The organism is Rhodococcus sp. NPDC060090, assembly GCF_042729855.1.
GTDB lineage: Bacteria > Actinomycetota > Actinomycetes > Mycobacteriales > Mycobacteriaceae > Rhodococcus.
The window spans coordinates 175,355-195,300 of record NZ_JBHWXB010000011.1; the positions used below are offsets into that span (position 1 = coordinate 175,355).

Genomic DNA, 19,946 nt, shown 5'->3' on the forward strand with positions numbered 1-19,946 from the left:
AGGCGAGTGCCTGTGGAACAACGAATCGCCGTCACGCGATCGATCGCTGCGCCACCGGGCGCGGTGTGGGCGGTCCTGACAGACCTCGACTCCGCTCCGGACACTCTCAGCGGCGTCACTGCCGTCGAACGCCTCGATGGTGGAGGCGAGTACCGGATCGGCACCCGGTGGCGCGAGACGCGGGTGATGTTCGGCAAATCCGCAACCGAGGAGATGCAGGTGACGGAGGCCGTGCCCGAACAACGCACCGTCGTCACAGCCCAATCCGGCCGCGCGCGTTATCGGACGGTCTTCGAGCTGGCACCGACCTCGACGGGGACGGATCTGACGATGGAGTTCTCGGGCGACTCCGGTCCACTCGGCGCTGCCGCGCAACTGCTGATGACGCTCGCCGCTCCACTTGCGAAACGTGCGACCACGAAGGCGCTACGTCAGGATCTCGACGACATCGCCGCTGCGGCGGAACGAAGGGAATAAGCGATGTCTCTGCTCACGCGGTACCGCGAAGGCGGTGCGACGCTGCCGTTCGGCGATCTTCTCAGCGCGCACGACGTCGCGATGGAAGGCTATTTCTGGCGATTCACCCAACCCGGCACCGGGCGGGTGGTCATCGCATTGTGCGGTATCAACCGTGCGGCCGACGGGAACTGGGCGACGCTCGGGCTGGCCGCGCATCCGGGTGGCTTCCTGCGCACCGAGGCCCACCCGGACGGCACCGCGCATCCGAGCAGGCTCGGTGCCCTCGCCGGGACGGCGTTCAGCGCAGGCAGCGATCGTGTCCGCATGGATCTCGGGCCCGACGCACAGCTCGACGTCCGTGTCGCCCCGACCCTGCCGTGGCCGCGGCGCCGCTTCGGCGGGTCGAGCGTGTTCCAGTCGGTGCCCGCGTTGAATCAGTACTGGCATCCGTGGTTACTGGGCGGACGTGCGGAAGGTCGCGCCGTACTGGGCGGCGAGGTGTGGGAACTCGACGGCGCGCAGGTCTACTGCGAGAAGAATTGGGGTCGAGGCGGTTTCCCCGATTCCTGGTGGTGGGGGCAAGCACAGGGGTTCCGGGATCCGTCGGCGTGCGTCGCATTCGCCGGTGGCGAGATCCACACCGGGCCCCTGCGCACGACCGTGACCGCGGTCGTGGTGGCACTGCCGGGTGGGCGCGTCATCCGACTCGGCAATCCGGTGGTGTCCCCGATCCGCGCCCACGTCACCGACGAATCGTGGTCGCTGCGCGGCGGCAACCGGCGGTGGAACGTCGAGATCGAAGGGAGCTCCCCGATCGGGCGTGCGCACGTGCTGCCGGTGCCGCTTCCCGCGCAGCGCCGCAATGTGGCCGGTTCGATCGAGCACCTGGCCGGAGCGCTGCGGGTGACCGTCCGGGAACGGGGCACCGTGGTGTGGGAGGACGAATCTTCGCTTGCCGCACTCGAGCACGGCGGGCTCGACCGGGCGGAGACCGAGCTCCGTCGCCGCGGGTCGGCACCGGACGCAACAGACGCATCTCCTTCTCGGCAGTAACGAATCCGTAACTGCTGCTAACGGGTACACGCCCGACGACGACGATCCACGTGAGTTCACGGCGCCGTACTGCGAGGGAAGTTGAGACCATGACGAACCACCGGATCAGCGCATCGATCGCGCTCGTTGCCGCCGCAGCCCTGCTCACCGCGTGCGGTGACAGCGACACCGCGACCACTCCTACGACATCTGCCGCGCCGATCACCACCCCGGCCGGCGCCGACCAACTGCAGAAACCCGAACCCGCCGAGCGAACACCGGCCCCGGAAACATCGGCGCCGCAAGAGAGCACGGGCCCCTGCGTCGACCCGGCTTCGCCCATGGTCACGGACGCGCTTGCCTCGCTGGGCACTACAGCGCCGGGCGGGAGCCCCTGGATCGCGGGCGCCTACTCGGACGTCACGGGTTCCTGCGGGGAGTTGCTGTGGCTGATGGCGGAAACACCGGGTGGGACGGCAAGTTCACCGTCGCACGTGCTGTTCTTCCGCGACGGCACCTACCTCGGTACCGCCACCTCGGATTCCTACTCGTACACCCAGGTGGTGGGCGCCGACGGTTCGACGGTGTCGGTGCAGTATCGCTGGCTTGACCCGGAGGACGCGAACTGCTGCCCGTCGGGCGGGCCCGCCGTCATCGACTACACGTGGGACGGGTCGCAGGTGGTGATGCAGCCACCGCTGCCGCAGCAGATGCTCGATTCCTACGGTCCGCGATAGCCGACACCGCGCCGGTCCTCAGGCCGCTGCGCGTCGCATGACACCGAGCGGATCGGAATACAGCACGCTCAGCGACACCACCCCCGCAGCGTGGGCCTGCACCCCGTTGCCGAACCCGGTGATGTGAACGTCCTTTCGCGGCAACGAGGATGCGCGCTCGAATGCTTTCGCCACGTACGCGATCCCTTCGGGATACTCGGTGAAGGCCTGCCCGCCGAGAATCACGCGGTCGGGATTGAACAGGTCGCGGAGGATCGCGACAGTCCGGCCGAGGGCAGATGCCCGATCCACGAGAATGGTGCGTGCCGCTTCCGACCCTTCACGCGCAAGTCCGTACAGCGCGCGGATCGACCGGTCGCTGCCTGTGAGTAGTCCTTCACTGCGGGCACGTTCGAGCACGGCCTGGTCGCTGATCGTCGCTTCGAGGCACCCGGTTCCACCGCAGGCGCACCGCGCCGACGAACCGGTGGGCAGGTGCGAGATCGACCCGGGTCCGGTCGTCGGTGTATGGACCTTGCCGTCGAATGTGATGGCGATACCGACTGTTTCGCGTGCGTAGATGTAGAGACCGGCACCCGTCGTGCCGACAGAACTCTTGTTCGGGGTCAAAAGGAGTTCTGCGGCGGCCATCGCCTCGACGTGCGCGGACACCGACACCGGCAAACGCAGGCCGAGCCCCACGGCCTCCCCCACACGAGCCTGCGACCAGCCGAGCCTCGGATGGTCGACGATTCCGGTCGTGGAGTCGACACGCCCACCGATCGCGATACCCGCCCACAGCGCAGTTCGACGGTGCCACCGCGAAACGAAGGCCTTCGCGCTGGCAGTGATCGAGGCGAGTGCGCTGTCCTGGTCTCCACTGGGCGTGGGAATCTCGACCGCACCGATGATTCGGCCGCGAAGGTCTGCGGCGACGATCCCGGTGGTGACGGCGCCGATGTGGATTCCGACGGTGAGGAACTGCTCGTGGTCGACCTCCACCGGGATCCGCGGACGGCCGATGGCGCCGGATTCGGTGAGGTCGGCGCGTTCGCGCAGCAATCCTGCGGCAAGCAGTGCGGTCACCTGCCGATTCACGGTGGCGATGCTCAGGCCGGTGGCCTTGGCGATCAGGTCACGCGAAGCGGGGCCGCGATCGGCCGCGACACGGAGCACCGACCCCGCGGCGCCATCGGCGATCCGCAGGTGGGGGACGACGATCCGCACATGCGCCTGGCTGCGACGGGACGTCGCAGCGAGCGACGCCGGACGGGAGACATCGGTGCGGGATGTAGCAGGACGGGGCAGGGTGGGAGCTGACACGTTCGAGGTTCCTTGCGACTCGGTCCCGGGCGTCTCGACGAGAGCGCGATGCTCGAACGCGAGTGGACTGACCCGGAGTGGCACGATACGGACATCGACGCGCCTGACCTCGACGTGCACACGGCACGCAGATGAAGGATTCCTGAGCAGAACCCGGGGATGGTCGGCGCGGATCTACCTACCGCAGCAGCGACAACAGAGTTCGCGAGCCAGGGGAAGCCGGGAGCCCAGTGCGGCGGTCACATAGGTGACGCGCGGGGCGGAGACTCGACCGGGCGACATGCCACGAAGGGTATGTCACGGTTCGGATTCTCCACAACTGGAAGGGAAATGCGCCCGTGACCGGACGGACGACCCACCTGGCGCGCGGCTCGGTCAGCGCGCGGCTCGGGCCGCCTCCGTCTCCGCGGACAACGGCGCCACCAGCGCAGCTTCCCACGCATCGACCAAGGCGGACAGCTCGGCATGCGACGGATGTCTGCCCTGGGCATCACACCGCGACAGCGCTCGAACGATGCTTTCGTACACGAGCTCGAGACGCTGATCGACCACATCGAGTGGGAGATGCGCGGCGGATTCCCGCAACGCCAGGTCGGCGACGCGGCCGTTCGACGTCGACATCGCAGCGGCAGCGTGTTCGGAGAGCCGACCGTCGTCGAGGAGCCGGTGGAGCATGGCAACGTAGTGATTGCTGCGACCGAGGGTGTTCGCGAGAGGCTCCGCGACTGCCCACAGGGCATCGCGGGTGGACAATGCATGCCCGTCCTCGAGGAACCGTCGAACGAGTGCGCCACGCTCGGCGTCGACCGCAGGGAAGCGATGATCGGCCACCGCGTCGAGCAAGCCGTCCTTGGTACCGAAGTAGTAGCCGATGACCGAGGAATTGTGCTGACCGGCTGCCTTCCGGATGTCTGCGAGGGTGACACCGTCGTAACCGCGCCGCGCGAACAGTTTCTCGGCGACTTCGATCAGACGGATGCGGGTGCGCTCTCCTGAGCTGTAACGCCCGCGATTCATCGTCATGAAAGCCGACGTTAGCGCCGGTGACAGCGATCTGCAGGACGAGCGCACCTCCGTGCCGGGCAACCGGAGAATCGGCCGAGCGCGTCAGCACCGTCGCCACTACGATTCGACGTATGACCATTTCCGTCGAGTCTCGCATCGCCGTCGTCACCGGAGCTTCCTCCGGCATCGGAGAAGCCGCTGCACGCACCCTCGCGGCGCAGGGATACCACGTCGTCGTCGGTGCGCGGCGCCTCGATCGTCTGCAGACACTGGCCGACGAGATCGGCGGCTCGGCCCTCGAATTGGACGTCACCGACGAGGATTCCGTGGACGCGTTCACGACGGTCATCCCGCGTGTGGACGTGCTGGTCAACAACGCCGGTGGCGCGAAGGGCCTCGCCACGGTGCTCGACGCCGTCGAAGACGACTGGCGCTGGATGTGGGAGACCAATGTCATCGGTACCCTGCGTGTCACCAAGGCTCTGCTGCCGAAGCTCATCGATTCGGGCGACGGACTGATCATCACGATCACCTCGGTCGCCGCGTTCGAGGCATACGACAACGGCTCCGGGTACACGACGGCCAAGCATGCGCAGGCGGTCCTGCACCGCACACTGCGCGGGGAACTGCTCGGCCAGCCCGTCCGCTTGACGGAGATCGCGCCCGGCGCGGTCGAGACGGAGTTCTCGCTGGTCCGTTTCGAAGGCGATCAGGATCGCGCCGGCAAGGTGTACGACGGCATCACCCCGCTCATTGCCCGGGACATCGCGGAGATCATCGGGTTCGTCGCATCGCGTCCGTCGCACGTGAACCTCGACCAGATCATCGTCAAGCCTCGCGATCAGGCAAGCGCGGGACGGTTCAACCGCACCGCAGACTGACGGTCGCGTCGCCGCAGTAGTCTCGCGAGGTATGCAGCAACAACGCCTGTCGCCCGGTCCCCTACTCAACGAGAACGGCACCCTCGCACAAGCCGGTTGGGCTGCGAGCGAGGTCCGCTCGTACGACCGGAAACGTGTCGCGGCGTCGAAGCTGCGGATCAAGGAATGGGACTACTACTGCGTCCTGGCCGATGGCGATGCCGGCCCCTACGGCATCGCATTGACCGTCGCCGACAACGGATACATGGGCCTACTCGGCATCAGCTGGCTCGATCTCGCGAGCCGCACGGAGATCACCGAGAACAAGCTCGTCCCGTTCCCCCTCGGACGCATGGGCATGCCGAGCAGCGCCGACGCCGGCGATGTCGTGATCCACCGCGGCGCGATGCGGATCGAGTTCCGGAACGAGGGGCAGGCACGACGTCTGATCGTCGACCACCCCGGCTTCGACGGCGGTCGCGGACTGTCGGGCGAGTTGTTGTTGTCGCAGCCGCCGATGGACCGCGTGGCGATCGCCACGCCGTTCCCGCACGCGCCGAAGGCGTTCTACTACAACCAGAAGATCAACTGTCTGCCTGCGTGGGGTTCGATCAGGGTCGACGGCGTCACTCGCGAGTTCGACGCGACCAGCGCATTCGGGGTCTTCGACTGGGGTCGCGGGGTGTGGACGTACGACAACACCTGGTACTGGGGTTCTGCCTCCGGACTCGTCGACGCAGTTCCGTTCGGGTTCAACCTCGGTTACGGCTTCGGTGACACCACCGCGGCGAGCGAGAACATGGTGTTCCACGACGGCGTCGCCCACAAGCTCGACCGCGTCCATTTCCATCGGCCCGCCGACACCTATGACGGCGCACCGTGGCGGTTCACGAGCAGCGACGATCGCCTGGAGATGGAATTCGATCCCCTCCTCGACCGCGCCGCCGATGTCAACGCCCTTGCGCTCCGCTCGACGCAGCATCAGGTGTTCGGCCGCTACACGGGATTCGTGTTGCTCGACGACGGCACGCGCATCGAGGTCGAGAACCTTCTCGGATTCGCCGAAGAGGTCCGCAACCGCTGGTGATGCCCACCCCCCTCCCCGAGCGAATGTATCCTTCGTCTCCTCAGGCCTACCGGGTGTGCCATTCGCTCAGCTGGGGGGTGGGTTCGGCGGTCAGATCACGCAGTTGACGGTCACGGGTTCGGGATGCAGTCGCACACCGAACATGTCCTCGACACCGTCGCGTACCTCGCGGGCGAGCGCGACGAGATCCGCGGTCGTCGCCGACCCCCGGTTGGTCAACGCCAAGGTGTGTTTCGTCGACAGACGCGCGGCCGCCTCGTCTCCCGGGAATCCCTTGACGAATCCTGCGCGTTCGATGAGCCATCCCGCCGACAGCTTCGTCCCGCCGACGGCGTCGTACCGGGGTATACGCACGTCCACGCCGACACGCTCCGTGATCGCCGCGAGGACGCCCGGCACCCGGTCGTCGGGCACCACTGGGTTGGTGAAGAACGAGCCGGCGCTCCACGTGTCGTGGTCGACGGGGTCGAGCACCATGCCCTTGCTCCGCCGCAGCGCGAGCACCTTGTCGCGCACGCGTGCAGTGGGGAGTCGCTCTCCTTCTTCCGCGCCGAGCGAGGTCGCGAGTTCGCGATAACCGAGAGCTGCGCTGGCCCCGTCTGCACGCACATCGAGTTCGATCTCGAGGACGAGCGCGTCGTCGGAATGTTTGAGGACACTCGTGCGGTATCCGAGCCCGAGCGCCTCCGGGCCGACCCACTCATCGACGCCGCTGCCGCGATCGAGCAGCCTCACTCGCCGCAACACCGACCCGACCTCCACGCCGTACGCTCCGACGTTCTGCACGGGGGTCGCACCGGCAGAGCCGGGGATGCCGGACATGCATTCGAGACCGCCGAGTCCGGCCGCAACGGTGCGTGCCACGACGTCGTCCCACTCCGCACCCGCCTCGGCGCGGACGACTTCGCTGCCGACGTCGACCCGTGTATTCGAGACCTTGACGACGACCCCGTCGAATCCGTCGTCGCCGATCACCAGATTCGAGCCGCCCGCGAGCACGAGGACGGGGATGTTCTCGGCGTCAAGACACCGCATGACCTCGATCAACGTGTCGGTGGAGGCGCAGTCGGCAAGGTAGTGGGCGGGGCCGCCGAGCCGCAAGGTCGTCAGCGTCGACAGCGGCACGGATTCGGTGACTGCGGCTCCCGCGTCGACGAGCCGGGCCCTGATATGTGGATCAAGCACCTACAAACGGTAGCGTGCCGGATATGGGCAGCCCTATCGACCACTCGACGCACTACTCGTTTCCGCCTGCGGCAGTGCACGCGGCATTCGTCGACCCGCAGTATTGGAACAGCCGCCTCGCGGAGGTCGGTGGTCCGGGCGCTGAGGTCGAGAACATCCAGACCGGTGACAACACGATCGAGCTCGACCTCCGTCAATCGATTCCCGCCGAGCATCTCCCCGTCATGGTGACGAACATCCGTCCGGGCGATCTCGTCATCCGACGCCATGAAGCGTGGGAACGCCTGGACGGTGACCGCGCTCAGGGCCGGTTCTCCGCCGGTGTCGAAGGGATGCCCGGCACCGTCGAAGGAACCCTCGCGCTCCTCCCGGACGATGCGGGATCGCTGGTACTCATCGAGGGCACGGTCGAAGTGAAGATCCCGTTTCTCGGCGCGAAGATCGAGGGCATGATCGTCAACGAGCTCGTGGGGCTGTTCGACTCGGAGAAGACCTTCACCGCCGACTGGCTGGCCGCCGCAAACCCCTCCTGAGGTAGCGGACGATTTTTCCGGACCGCATGCGGGCCGGTACGCTGGCCCGCCGTGGCACGGCGTAGCAACTTCTCCGCCCGCTTTCCGTATTCAACGGAGCGGGTGTATTCGGCGCTGTCCGACCCCGATCATTGGGAAGCCCGCATGTCGGAGATGCGCAAGTACTCGGAGAACCACGTCGAGGAATTCACCGTCACCGACAGCGGTATCGACCTCGTCCTCCACCATGTGATTCCTCGCTCGGAATTGCCGGAGATCGCCCAGACCGTGATCAAGAAAGACATGATCATCACCCGCACGGAGTCGTACGGCCCGTTCGGCTCCACGACGACGGGCCGCTTCAACGCATCGATACCCGCTGGTCCGGGAGGTCTCTCCGGCACCATGGAGCTGTTCGCGAGCACCCCCGGATGTACGTTGCGGACCTCGTCGGAGGCGAAGGTCAATCTGCCGTTCATCGGCGGAAAGCTCGAAGAGCTGATCCTCAGCAACCTCGTCGAAGTGTTCCGCACCGAGGCGGCGATCACCGCCGACTGGCTCGCACGGCAGTAGGGCGGTGCGTGGACAGCACCCGGAAGGCGTCGCCACCCGCGGCACCACCGGAATCAACCGATTGCGCCGCAGTGACCGCTGGACGGTCCACGAGCCCGTCGCGACACGTGTACTGACGCAGACCTCGAGCCCGCTGGCCGTCGACCTCGGTTACGGCGCGATGCCCGTCACCACTCTCGAATGGGCTGCGCGTCTGCGCACGGTACGGCCGGATCTTCGGGTGGTCGGCCTCGAGATCGACCCCGGTCGTGTCGTTCCGGGGCGCGACCGGGTGGAGTTCGCCCGCGGCGGCTTCGAACTGGCAGGCCTGCGGCCGACGCTGATCCGTGCGTTCAACGTTCTGCGCCAGTATCCGGAAGAAGCGGTCGCACCGGCGTGGGAGCGTCTACGTTCGGGGTTGGCTCCGGGCGGATTGATCATCGACGGCACGTGTGACGAACTGGGTCGCCGCTGCGCGTGGGTACTGCTCGACGAGCACGGTCCGCGCACCCTGACTCTGGCATGGAGTCCCTTCCACGCCGACCGGCCGTCGGATCTCGCGGAGCGGCTCCCCAAAGCGCTGATCCACCACAATGTGCCTGGTGAGCCGATCCACGAATTGCTGACGGCTGCAGATCGCGCCTGGGCGACCTCGGCACCGCACTCGACGTTCGGTCCCCGGCTCCGATGGCGCGCGACCCTGGATCTACTCCGGGGTCAGGGGTTCGAGGTGCAGGGCCAGCGACGACGTATGCGCGACTGCATTCTCACCGTTCCGTGGAGCACTGTCGCACCGCGACGAGGGAGCACTGTCGCACCGCGATGAGCGGAGCACTGTCGCACCGCGATGAGCGGAGCACTGTCGCACCGCGGTGAGCGGAGTTTCCGTCAACCTGCCGAGAGCAACGCCAGTTCGATACGATCGGCGACGGCAGTGGGCTGCCCCGCGACCGCGGCGTGCAGCCCATCTGCGTCTGCCCGGCCGAGTGCGATCGCATCTCCGATGAGTTCGTCGAGGACTTCCTGCGAGACTCCACCCGCGGCGAGATCGACTGCGGTGCGGGCGGGCGTGGTGACCCGGAAACACCCCACCAACTCGCAGTCGACAGCGGCGAGTTCGCGGTGATGCAAGGCCAGCCGATTGCTCGGAACCGTCCGCTGATCGACCGTCGACAAGTGCAGGAATCGGGGCTGTAGGTGTCCCATTCCGTGGAGGTCGGCGGCGCTCTGGTGCGAGACCACCGCGGTCCCCTCGTACCAGGCGCACCATTGCGCGAACTCGTCGAACTTGGTCGGCGGGCTGTCGCAGAGCCGGAACAGTTCGTTCTCCACCCGCAGCCACTGCCCTGACTCGATCCGTGTGGGGAACTGCTCGCTCGTGATGCCGTGCCCCAGGGCTTGGCGGGCGGTGAAGAAGCCGGCCTGCGTCACCGCCAGGCGCCGAAGCAGCTCGTCTGCATCCGCGCGCCCGGATGCTCCGTACTCTGAATCCGTCCACCCAGTCATGGCGCCCACAGTACCCAAAGAATGTGTCAAAGCTCACATAATTCATCCACTTGGTACGTGTCTGCTCATGTGATTTTCAGACTCGTCCGGAACAATCGGCCACATGACGCAACCAAAGCGCAGTCGCCTCACCACAATCGCCGTCATCGTCATCGCGGCGCTTGTCGCGGTCCTCGTGGGCGCCGAGGCCTACGTTCGCAATCGCGCAACGACGTGCCTCGCCCAGTCCTTCGAAAGCGAACTCGGCACCGGAGTCGACGTCGACCTGAGCTGGAAGCCGGTGCTGCTGCAACTTCTCGATCGCCAGGTACCGTCGGTGACCTTCGACAGCGACGACACCGCATTCGGTCCCGCGCAGCAGATGCAGGTGCACGCAGAGGTCCAGGACGTCGATCTGCGCGACTCCGCCGAGGGCTCCGGGACGATCGGCAGCTCGCGCGCCGAGATCGACTGGCCCACGAGCGGGATCCTCGCGACGGTTCAGAGCCAGTCGGTGGGCGCGCTCGTCACCGATGTCACCACCGACGCGTCTACAGGAACGCTGACCTTCACGGTCGGCGGACAAGGACTTGCCGAGTTCACCGCGCGGCCGGTGGTGAACAACGGCATGGTGACGGTGGAGACCACCAACGCCTCGCTCTTCGGGATCGGGCTGCCGAGCGCACTCGTCGACGGTGTGGTCGAGATCCTCACGTCCGGTCTGCAGCAGTACCCGCTGGGCATGCAGGCCACCGAGGTGGGCGTGTCCGAGTCCGGCGTGCAGTTGGCGCTCGAAGGCGGGCATTTCGTGATGCCGGAGGCGCCGGAAGGTCAGCAACAGCAGCAGCAGGGAAGCTGCGGCCTGCTCGCCTAGCCCCCAGAGCTGGGATTTCAAAAAAGAGTGTGACTCTCACCATAAGAAGTACTACATTCTTGCCATGGTGAAATCACATTCTACCTTTTGCAGGGACTATGGCCCGAGGTGCGCTTCATGACCGCGGCCGTCCCGGACACCCTGAATGAAGCCCTATCGCCCGGATGGCTCACGTCTGCTCTGCAACCCCGGTTCCCCGGAATCGACGTGACGGCAGCGACGCTCGGACCGGTCGTGGACCGCGTGTCCACCAATGCACGCTTCACGATCGAGTGCGCAGGCGACATTCCCGAGGGCCTGTCCCCCGACCTTTGTATCAAGGGCTACTTCAACGAAGAAGGCCGGACGACCCGCGCCGCCGGTGAGCCCGAAGCGCTGTTCTACCGCGACCTCCGCGACCACATCGGAGCGCGGACCCTCCGGAGCGTGTACGCCGATTTCGATCCGGACACTCACCACGGTGTCGTGATCACCGAGGACGTCGTCCCCCAGAACTGCACTTTCCTGGACGCCGGCAGCGACTACACCCCCGACCAGGTGGCGGTGAGTCTCGCCGAGTACGCGAAACTGCACGCCGCCACGTGGGGTAATTCCCGGTGGGATCACCAGCGGTGGCTGGCACCGCGGCTCACCGGCGCCATACGCGCGATGGGCATCGAGGAGATCACCGCACGTATCGACCGTAACTTCCACGGACCGAACGGCATACGGGTACCCGACGAACTGAAGGACGCACCCCGGCTGGTCTCCGCCTATCTGGGCCTGGTCGAGGCCCTCGCGTCCGAGTACGAGACGTCCGACTGGTGCGTGATCCACGGAGACGCCCACGTCGGCAACATCTACCTCGACGGCCACGGCCGCCCGAGCCTCGTCGATTGGCAACTCGTCCAACGCGGCATGTGGTACATGGACGTGGGTACCCACATCGCGACCGCGTTGCCGCCCGAGGAACGGCGTCGCACCGAGGACGACCTGCTCGCGCACTATCTCGATTGCCTTGCCTCACACGGCATCGAGCCACCGCAGATCGACCCGGCACGGCGCGCACTTCGACGCGGCATGGTGCGCGGCCTCTACCTCTGGGGCATCACCGTCAAAGTGGAGCCGCGCCTGATCGAGATCCTGCTGCACCGGCTCAGCACCGCGGTCGCCGATCACGATGCCCTCTCCGCCGAGTTGTTCTCGGCCCCCTGCTGACCCACCGATCCGGGTATTGAATCCGTACGGGAATCATGGCAGGCTGGTCGAGAATCACGTTCTACCTCGACATGCAGTTATTGCGCACACTCGGCAACAGCCCTTCCCTACGCCGCGCGCTGATCTCGACTTGCATCTGCGAAAGGTGTTGTGAAAACGTTGGTTACGAATCGACTGAGCTCGATTGTCCGCGAAGTCCCCCCATCCCTGCGCAGCCACTACGAAGAGCAGGGGTGGTGGACCCGCGAAACACTCGGGGAAATCCTCGCAGACGGACTGAAGAAACACCCCGGCATGGGATTTCACGTGCATTCCGCAGTTCGCCCGTACAGGGGGACCTTCGCCGAGGTCGAACTTGTCGCACGCAGACTCGCCGCAGGCCTGAAAGCCCGGGGAGTCGGCCCCGGCGATGTCATCGCACTGCAATTGCCGAACTGGATGGAAGCCGCCGCAACCTTCTGGGCATCCGCCCTTCTCGGCGCAGTGACGGTTCCGATCGTCCATTTCTACGGTCCGAAGGAACTCGGCTTCATACTCGAGGATTCCGAGCCGCACGTGTTCATCACGGCCGCACAGTTCGGCCGCATGACGTACACGCCGGAAGCGAGTGCACATGTGCCGATCGTCGGCGTGGTCGGACAAGATTTCGACGATCTACTCGCCGACGAGCCGTTGCACAGCCTCGTCGAGGTGGACGCTGCCGCTCCCGCGATCGTCGCATACACCTCGGGAACTACCCGAAACCCGAAGGGCGTCATCCACACCCACCAAACGCTCATCTGCGAGACGCGGCAATTGATGTCGAACTACGAACCCGGTCGCGGGCGTCAGCTCACCGCCCTGCCGGTCGGGCACTTCATCGGGATGCTGGGCGCGGTCCTGTTCCCCGTCCTCGACGCGATCCCCGCCGACATGTGCGACGAGTGGAATCCCACCCGCGTCATCGCGCTCATGGACTCCGACGGCGTCGCGATCGGCGGTGGACCACCGTATTTCGTCACCAGCTTGCTCGACCATCCCGATTTCGAACCCGAGCACCTGCGCTTCTTCGGGCCGATCGGTCTCGGTGGATCCACCGTGCCTGCCTCCGTTCCGCGGAGGCTGGCCGATCTCGGTCTCGTCGTCACCCGCTCGTACGGGAGCACCGAACATCCTTCCATCACCGGATCCGCCACCACTGCCCCCGAAGACAAGCGGCTGCTCACCGACGGCTACCCACGGCCGGGTGTCGAGATCCGCCTGACCGAGGACGGCGAGATCGTCAGCCGCGGGCCCGATCTGTGTCTCGGCTACACCGACGAAGCCCTGACCGCACGCGCATTCGACGACGCCGGCTGGTATCACACCGGCGACGTCGGGACCATCGACGACGACGGGTATCTCACCATCACCGATCGAATGTCCGACCTCATCATCCGCGGCGGCGAGAACATCGGCGCCGCAGCCGTCGAAGACACGCTGCTCACCATGGAACCGGTCGCGGAAGCCATCGTCGTCGCAGCGCCCGACTCGCGACTGGGCGAACGCGTGGCTGCGGTACTGCGACTCGTGGAAGGGCACTCCATGCCCACGCTGGCCGAAGTCAGGGACCACTTCGCCGCGGCCGGAGTGGCCAGGCAGAAGTGGCCGGAGGAAGTGCACGAGGTCGACGACTTCCCGCGCACCGCATCAGGAAAGGTGCAGAAGAATCGGATCCGGAAGTTCGTCGCCGACGCAGCGCAACAACGCACACCGGAGGCATCGCATGTCTGACGAACAGTACCTGGTCGAACTCGATCGTGAGATCTGCATGGGCGCAGGCGTCTGCGTTTCGTATGCCGCCGACACCTTCGCGATGGGAAGCGACGCCACAGCCGAGGTGAGAACGCCGATCGTCACGGAAATGTCGGACGTCGAAGTCGCAGCATCCGGATGCCCCACGGGCGCCATCACTCTGATGCGGAGTGTCGAAGGAGCCGACCGAGATGAGCGGTGAACCGCCGACGAAGCCGCAGGCGTTCGGCGGGGTACGCGTCGTCGAACTCGCGCAATGGGTGTTCGTGCCCGTCGCCGCAGCCCTCCTTGCCGACTGGGGCGCCGACGTAGTCCGCATCGAACCGCCCGAGGGTGATCCATATCGCGGCCTCGCGACGCAGGGCATCGGCGCCGATCGTGGTGGCCCAAACCTCTCGATGGCCCTGGCCAACCGCGGTAAACGTTCGATCGCGCTCGATGTCCGGAGCGACGAGGGTCTCGCTGTGCTGCACGAACTCCTCGCCTCTGCGGACGTGTTCATCACCAGCCTCCGTCCGGGTGCCCTCGAGAGACTCGGCCTGGACGCCGAGACGCTGCGCCTGCGCTATCCGCGCCTGATCTACGCGCGCGGACACGGGTTCGGTGTCCGCGGACCCGACTCCGACAAGCCCGGATACGACAGCTCAGCGTTCTGGGCACGCGGCGGTGTCGGTCACACACTCACCCCCACCGAACGCGACTACCCCATCAGTCAGCGCGGCGCGATGGGCGACCGCAACGGCGCGATGGCCCTGGCATTCGGAATCTCGACCGCGCTCCTCGAACGAGAGAAGACCGGGTCGGGAACCGTCGTCGACGTGTCGCTGCTCGCCACCGCGATGTGGATGCTGTCGTCCGACCTACTCGTCGCACTCAACGGCGGCGACGTGGCCTCGGTGACGGGCCGTGGGCCGCAGGTCAATCCGCTCACCGGCACATACCGGACCCGCGATCTTCGGCACATCCAGCTGATGTTCCTGCAGGGGGATCGCTACTGGCCCGCCTTCGCTCGCCTCATCGGGCGCGACGACCTCGTCGACGACCCCCGGTTCGTGGATATGGCCGCTCGTCGGGAGAACAGTGTGGCGTGCGTCGAGGAACTCGACGGAATCTTCGCGAAGCACACGTTGGACGAGTGGAAGCAGATCCTCGCGGAGCTCGACGCGCCCTGGGCCCCGGTGCAGTCTGTGCACGATGTGATCGACGACCCGCAGGTCGCAGCCAACGGGTACGTCGGCGAGGTCCGGCTCGACGACGGGCACACCTACCGGCTGCCCGCCGTACCGGTCCAATTGGATCAGGAACCTCCCGTCCTGCGACGCGCCCCCGAGCACGGTGAGCACACCGAAGCCGTGCTGCTCGAACTCGGCTACGACTGGGAACGGATCGGATCGCTCGCCGACAAGGGCGTCATCCCGTGATGGCACACGAAACGACGACACACCGACCCCTGCCGGTGCCCGACACGACGTCGGCACCGTACTGGGCTGCGGCAGCGGCACATCGACTCGAATTGGCGCGCTGCCGAGAGTGCAGCGCTTTCGCGCACCCACCCGACAGCGTGTGCCCGAACTGTGGATCCACCGACCCCGCTTTCGAATTCGTTCCCGTGAGCGGGCGCGGTACCGTGCGATCGTGGACGATCGTCCGCCAATCCTTCCTCCCCGGATTCGACGACCTCCTTCCGTTCGTCCTGGTCGACGTCGAACTCGCCGAGCAGTCCGAACTGCGGTTGATCGGCCGGTTGCTCGACGGGCCCGACGCAGAACTCCGGATCGGTACGCCGGTCGTCACCGCGTTCGAGCAGCTATCTTCCGAGTTGTCGGTTCCGGCATTCGAGATCGCATCATGAGCAGCTTCGCTCGCAACAGTGACACCAGCAGCTTCGCTCGCAACAGTGACACCAGCAGCTTCGCTCGCAACAAGGTGGCGATCGTGGGCTACGCGCAGAGCGATATCCGACGCACTGCCGGTCGCACGCTCGGCGCCCTCACCGTCGACGTCGCCCGCGCAGCCGCCGCAGACGCCGGCCTCGAACTCGAGCAGGTGGACGGCTACGTCAGTTCGAGCCTGATGCCGAGCGCGAGCGGTCGGGTCGTGGAGGACGGCGTCAGCACCGTGTCGTCCGCGTGGCTGGCCGGGCGACTGGGCGGTACCCCGCGCTATGTCGCAGGATTCGACGGGATCGGCCAGCTGACCGGCTCGGTGTCGATGGCGGTCAACGCGATTGCCAGTGGCGCCGCCGACTACGTCATCGTGCATCGAGCGCTGCACAATCCCACGGGGAGCTACCACGGTAATCCGATGCAAGCCGTACACGGCCCACAGCAGTGGACCGCGCCGCAGGGTTTCTTCGGTCCACTGGCCATGATCGCCCTGCCGTACAACGAGTACCTGCAGCGGTACGGTGCCAAACCCGAGTCCATGGCGGCCGTGGTGACCGAGGCCCGTAAGAACGGTGCACGGATCCCGTGGTCGTTCTGGTACGACCGCCCGCTGAATCGAGACGAATACCTTTCCGCACCAGCACTGTTCGATCCAGTGCGCAGGTTCGACTGCGATATCCCGGTCGACGGCGTCGCCGCGTTCGTGCTCACGAGCGCCGAGCGCGCGAAGGATCTCCCCCACCCGCCGGTGTACATCGCCGGGTACGCGAACGCGACACCGACGCGACGACGACTCCCCCTGCACTGGCCGCTCGACGACATCCTCGGAGCCGGTGGTGATCTGGTTCGCCGACTCGAGGAATCCTCCGGAATCGGTATGCGCGAGATCGATCTCCCCCAGGTCTACGACGGTTTCTCCCCGTTCGTGTGGTTCTGGCTCGAATCCCTGGGTCTGTGTCCACCGGGCGAGGCGCACCGGTTCGTCGAAGAAGGCGGAATCGACAGCGACCGGCCCGGGGCGATTCCGGCGCTGTCCGGAGGTGGCGCGCTCGGAAACGGCCGGATGCACGGTGTTCCACAAATGCTCGAGTGTTATCTCCAACTCTCCGGACGCGCAGGTACCCGGGGGCGTGCCGGCCTGACCACCGCGGTGGCGTGTCACTCGTCGCCACACTACGGCGGCGCCGTGGTGTACTCCGCCAATCGCTTCTGACGCATCATTTTTCAGAAACTCGCAATCTCACTATTGCCCTAACGAGAACTATGTTCTACTACTAGCAGGGAAAAGGGGGCGTCTTGAGTATCCTCACCGAACGTCGTACCTATGTGGCCGGCGAATGGGTCACCGGCGACCAGGTCATCGCAGTCGAGAACCCGGCCGACGAAACTCACGTGGCCGACGTCAGCGCGACACCCGTTGCCGAAGTCGAGCGCGCTATCCTCGCCGCTCGGACCGCCTTCGACGACGGAATATGGGCGCAGCGCACACCCCGCGACCGGGCCGAGGCGGTCCACACACTGATCGACCACCTCGAGGCGAATCACGAGACGCTGGTCGACACCCTGGTCGCCGAGGCCGGGCAGCCCGTGCGGTTCGCCGACGAAACCCAGTGCCGTACGGGAATATCCATTGCCCGGCAGACGATCGACCTCTACCTGTCGATGCGACACGAGGAGGCCACACCGGTCCCGGTCGACGATCTGACACGGGGGCGGGTCGCGCTCAGCATCCTGCGACATGAACCGGTCGGAGTGGTCACCGCCATCACTCCGTACAACGCTGCTCTGATCATGGCCTTGCAGAAGCTGATTCCGGCACTCATGGCGGGCAACTCGGTGATCCTGCGGCCGAGTCCGTTGACCCCGCTGTCATCGTTGATCTTCGGGCATGCAGCCGACGCCGCAGGCCTGCCGCCCGGTGTACTGAGCGTGGTCGCCGAGGAAGGCACCGAGGGCGCGCAGCTGCTGACGACCCATCCCGCGGTCGACATGGTCTCGTTCACCGGATCCACCGTCGCCGGACGCAACATCATCGCGCAAGCGGCCCCGACGGTAAAACGACTGTCTCTCGAGCTCGGCGGCAAATCGGCGCAGATCTACCTGCCCGACGCGCTCGAGCGGGTCGGCATCGGCGCAATGGGCGTCGTGGCCCGCACCGCAGGACAGGCCTGCGTCGCCGCGACACGCATGCTCGTTCCTGAGGAGCACAAGGAAGAGGTACTCGAACGCGTTGCCGCCGCGTACAACTCGATCAAGGTGGGGTCTCCCACCGATCCGACCGCGCTGATGGGTCCGGTGATCAGCGCGGCACAGCGATCCAAGTGCGAGCGGTTCGTGCAACTCGCGGAGGAGCAGGGCGCCAAGGTCCGGGCCGGCGGTAAGCGTCCGGAAGGCCTCGATCGGGGTTACTACTTCGAGCCGACCGTCCTCGATCTGCCGAACAACTCCAACCCGGCCGCGCAGGAGGAGATCTTCGGACCGGTTCTCGGGGTGATCGGCTACCGCGACGTCGACGATGCGGTGCGGATCGCCAACGACAGCGTCTACGGGCTGTCCGGGCAGGTCTACGGCGCCGACGCCGCGGCTGCAGTCGCGGTGGCCCGCCGGATCCGTGCGGGCGCCGTCAACGTCAACACCACCGTGTTCAGCGCACTCGCACCCAGCGGGGGCTACAAGCAGAGCGGACTCGGACGCGAACGCGGCCCCGAGGGCATCCGCGAATTCCAGGAAGTCAAGCACATGTCGATTGGAGAACTCCCGAAATGACAGCTGCATCGAACGACACCACGAACCTCGACCTGGACTGGCTCGTCTCGGTCGACGACCACATCCTCGAACCGCCCAACCTGTGGGTCGATCGGGTTGCGAAGAAGGACCGAGATCGTGCACCCCACATGATCAAGGACGACAAGACCGGGATGGACGTCTGGGTCTACGACGGCAAGAAGTTCCCGAGCAGCGGTCTGAGCGCCGTCGCAGGCAAGTCCAAGGAGGAGTTCAGCCCCGAACCCCTCAACTACGACGAGATGCGCCCCGGTTGCTACGATCCGCTCGCTCGCGTGGAAGACATGAACCAGGCCGGGATCCTTGCTTCACTGTCGTTTCCGACAGTGACTCGCTTCTGCGGACAGATGTTCATGGAGGCCAGCGACCGCGAGTTCGGATTCACCTGTCTGCAGGCCTACAACGACTGGCATCTCGAAGAGTGGGCGGGCGCCGCTCCGGGCCGCTTCATTCCGCTGATCCTCATCCCGCTGTGGGATCCCGCCCTTGCGGCGAAGGAGATGGAACGCTGCGCAGCGAAGGGCGCCACGACGTTCGCCTTCTCGGAGAATCCCGAACCGCTGGGTCTGCCGACCATCCACGACAAGGATCGCTACTGGGATCCGGTCATGGCCGCCGCGAACGATCTCGAGATGGTCGTGTCGATGCACGTCGGCTCGTCGTCGACGGTGCCGCGGATCTCGAAGGATTCGCCGTTCTTGGCCAACTTGGCCTGGGGCGCGACACGCACCTCAGGGGCGATGCTGACGTGGCTGTTCAGCAGCATGTTCCAGCGCTACCCCAACCTCAAGATTGCATTGTCCGAGGGTGAGATCGGCTGGGTGCCGTACTTCCTCGAACGTGCCGAGCAGGTGCTCGACAAGCAGCGCTACTGGATCCAGCGCGGTGCGCAGTGGAGCGACCACGGCAACAACGACCTGGATCTGGGTGAACTGGATGTTCGGGAAGTGTTCCGCAAGCACATCTTCGGTTGCTTCATCGAGGACCACCACGGTATCGCCAGCATCGACGAGATCGGCGAGGACAACATCATGTGCGAGACCGACTACCCGCACTCGGATTCCACCTGGCCCAACTGCATCTCGGTGGTCAAGAAGCAGATCGAGCACCTGACGACCGAACAGCAGTACAAGATCCTGCGCGGCAACGCCGAGCGTCTGTACCGCTTCACTCCGGCACAGCCCCCGGTCCTGGCCGGTGTCTGACGTTGCTGCGG

The 19,946-nt window shown here is 66.1% G+C and carries 21 protein-coding genes and 1 pseudogene; 18 read left to right on the top strand and 4 right to left on the bottom strand.

Features of this window, described 5'->3' with window-relative positions; genetic code table 11:
- Positions 1-12: 12 nt before the first annotated feature.
- From ACFWCF_RS16835 to ACFWCF_RS16845, 3 genes are all read left to right on the top strand, one after another.
- Complete coding sequence (locus ACFWCF_RS16835) at positions 13-477, top strand: SRPBCC family protein (RefSeq protein WP_378563400.1); 465 nt, start codon at positions 13-15, stop codon at positions 475-477.
- A gap of 3 nt (positions 478-480) precedes the next feature.
- The gene (locus ACFWCF_RS16840) at positions 481-1,512 is read left to right on the top strand and encodes a tocopherol cyclase family protein (RefSeq protein ID WP_378563403.1); all 1,032 of its coding nucleotides are present in this window, start codon (positions 481-483) and stop codon (positions 1,510-1,512) included.
- 89 nt (positions 1,513-1,601) lie between these two features.
- Positions 1,602-2,228 carry an LppP/LprE family lipoprotein gene (locus tag ACFWCF_RS16845; protein WP_378563406.1) on the top strand — a complete coding sequence of 209 codons (627 nt, stop codon included), beginning with the start codon at positions 1,602-1,604 and terminating at the stop codon, positions 2,226-2,228.
- A gap of 18 nt (positions 2,229-2,246) precedes the next feature.
- Here the strand turns inward: ACFWCF_RS16845 and ACFWCF_RS16850 are convergent, their stop codons facing one another.
- Together ACFWCF_RS16850 and ACFWCF_RS16855 are read right to left on the bottom strand one after the other, a co-directional pair.
- Positions 2,247-3,530 (bottom strand): ROK family protein, encoded by a 1,284-nt coding sequence (locus ACFWCF_RS16850; protein WP_378563409.1) that lies wholly within the window; start codon positions 3,528-3,530, stop codon positions 2,247-2,249.
- A gap of 375 nt (positions 3,531-3,905) precedes the next feature.
- Positions 3,906-4,553, bottom strand: a complete 648-nt coding sequence (locus tag ACFWCF_RS16855; RefSeq protein ID WP_378563412.1) for a TetR/AcrR family transcriptional regulator — start codon at positions 4,551-4,553, stop codon at positions 3,906-3,908.
- Between the two features lie 113 nt (positions 4,554-4,666).
- On the opposite strand from ACFWCF_RS16855, the gene ACFWCF_RS16860 reads away from it, so the two are divergent.
- Both ACFWCF_RS16860 and ACFWCF_RS16865 read left to right on the top strand, forming a co-directional pair.
- Complete coding sequence (locus ACFWCF_RS16860) at positions 4,667-5,416, top strand: SDR family NAD(P)-dependent oxidoreductase (RefSeq protein WP_378563415.1); 750 nt, start codon at positions 4,667-4,669, stop codon at positions 5,414-5,416.
- Positions 5,417-5,447: 31 nt separating this feature from the next.
- A complete protein-coding gene (locus tag ACFWCF_RS16865; protein WP_378563418.1) occupies positions 5,448-6,482 on the top strand; it encodes a DUF2804 domain-containing protein in 1,035 nt (344 codons plus the stop codon).
- A gap of 90 nt (positions 6,483-6,572) precedes the next feature.
- Here the strand turns inward: ACFWCF_RS16865 and ACFWCF_RS16870 are convergent, their stop codons facing one another.
- Entirely contained in the window at positions 6,573-7,667 is a 1,095-nt protein-coding gene (locus ACFWCF_RS16870) for a UDP-N-acetylmuramate dehydrogenase (protein WP_378563421.1), read from the bottom strand.
- Between the two features lie 23 nt (positions 7,668-7,690).
- Here ACFWCF_RS16870 and ACFWCF_RS16875 point away from each other — a divergent pair, with 23 nt between their 5' ends.
- The 3 genes from ACFWCF_RS16875 to ACFWCF_RS16885 are packed head-to-tail and all read left to right on the top strand — an operon-like array spanning position 7,691 to position 9,557.
- Positions 7,691-8,200, top strand: coding sequence for a DUF2505 domain-containing protein (locus ACFWCF_RS16875; RefSeq protein WP_378563424.1), 510 nt, complete (start codon positions 7,691-7,693; stop codon positions 8,198-8,200).
- A gap of 51 nt (positions 8,201-8,251) precedes the next feature.
- Positions 8,252-8,752 carry a DUF2505 domain-containing protein gene (locus ACFWCF_RS16880; RefSeq protein ID WP_378563427.1) on the top strand — a complete coding sequence of 167 codons (501 nt, stop codon included), beginning with the start codon at positions 8,252-8,254 and terminating at the stop codon, positions 8,750-8,752.
- A gap of 4 nt (positions 8,753-8,756) precedes the next feature.
- Complete coding sequence (locus ACFWCF_RS16885; RefSeq protein WP_378563430.1) at positions 8,757-9,557, top strand: class I SAM-dependent methyltransferase; 801 nt, start codon at positions 8,757-8,759, stop codon at positions 9,555-9,557.
- A gap of 62 nt (positions 9,558-9,619) precedes the next feature.
- On the opposite strand, the gene ACFWCF_RS16890 is transcribed toward ACFWCF_RS16885, so the two are convergent.
- Complete coding sequence (locus ACFWCF_RS16890) at positions 9,620-10,237, bottom strand: hypothetical protein (protein WP_378563433.1); 618 nt, start codon at positions 10,235-10,237, stop codon at positions 9,620-9,622.
- A 103-nt stretch (positions 10,238-10,340) separates the two neighbouring features.
- On the opposite strand from ACFWCF_RS16890, the gene ACFWCF_RS16895 reads away from it, so the two are divergent.
- The 10 genes and pseudogenes from ACFWCF_RS16895 (at position 10,341) to ACFWCF_RS16940 (ending at position 19,935) form a co-directional block, all read left to right on the top strand.
- Positions 10,341-11,090 (top strand): DUF2993 domain-containing protein, encoded by a 750-nt coding sequence (locus ACFWCF_RS16895; protein ID WP_378563436.1) that lies wholly within the window; start codon positions 10,341-10,343, stop codon positions 11,088-11,090.
- Positions 11,091-11,207: 117 nt separating this feature from the next.
- Positions 11,208-12,287: a phosphotransferase gene (locus ACFWCF_RS16900; protein ID WP_378563439.1), complete on the top strand. Its 1,080-nt coding sequence runs from the start codon at positions 11,208-11,210 to the stop codon at positions 12,285-12,287.
- Positions 12,288-12,437: 150 nt separating this feature from the next.
- The gene (locus tag ACFWCF_RS16905) at positions 12,438-14,039 is read left to right on the top strand and encodes an AMP-binding protein (RefSeq protein WP_378563442.1); all 1,602 of its coding nucleotides are present in this window, start codon (positions 12,438-12,440) and stop codon (positions 14,037-14,039) included.
- A complete protein-coding gene (locus ACFWCF_RS16910) occupies positions 14,032-14,262 on the top strand; it encodes a ferredoxin (RefSeq protein ID WP_378563445.1) in 231 nt (76 codons plus the stop codon). The genes ACFWCF_RS16905 and ACFWCF_RS16910 overlap by 8 nt, the downstream gene beginning before the upstream one ends.
- Positions 14,252-15,481 carry a CaiB/BaiF CoA transferase family protein gene (locus ACFWCF_RS16915; protein WP_378563448.1) on the top strand — a complete coding sequence of 410 codons (1,230 nt, stop codon included), beginning with the start codon at positions 14,252-14,254 and terminating at the stop codon, positions 15,479-15,481. The genes ACFWCF_RS16910 and ACFWCF_RS16915 overlap by 11 nt, the downstream gene beginning before the upstream one ends.
- Positions 15,481-15,636 (top strand): annotated as a pseudogene (locus ACFWCF_RS16920) (zinc ribbon domain-containing protein); the annotation flags it as partial. The gene ACFWCF_RS16915 and the pseudogene ACFWCF_RS16920, both read left to right, overlap by 1 nt.
- Before the next feature lie 33 nt (positions 15,637-15,669).
- A complete protein-coding gene (locus tag ACFWCF_RS16925; RefSeq protein ID WP_378492536.1) occupies positions 15,670-15,912 on the top strand; it encodes a Zn-ribbon domain-containing OB-fold protein in 243 nt (80 codons plus the stop codon).
- Positions 15,909-17,159, top strand: coding sequence for a thiolase family protein (locus ACFWCF_RS16930; RefSeq protein ID WP_378563451.1), 1,251 nt, complete (start codon positions 15,909-15,911; stop codon positions 17,157-17,159). Before ACFWCF_RS16925 ends, ACFWCF_RS16930 begins: the two co-directional genes overlap by 4 nt.
- Before the next feature lie 83 nt (positions 17,160-17,242).
- Complete coding sequence (locus tag ACFWCF_RS16935; RefSeq protein WP_378563454.1) at positions 17,243-18,712, top strand: aldehyde dehydrogenase family protein; 1,470 nt, start codon at positions 17,243-17,245, stop codon at positions 18,710-18,712.
- Complete coding sequence (locus ACFWCF_RS16940; protein WP_378563457.1) at positions 18,709-19,935, top strand: amidohydrolase family protein; 1,227 nt, start codon at positions 18,709-18,711, stop codon at positions 19,933-19,935. Before ACFWCF_RS16935 ends, ACFWCF_RS16940 begins: the two co-directional genes overlap by 4 nt.
- Positions 19,936-19,946 lie beyond the last annotated feature (11 nt).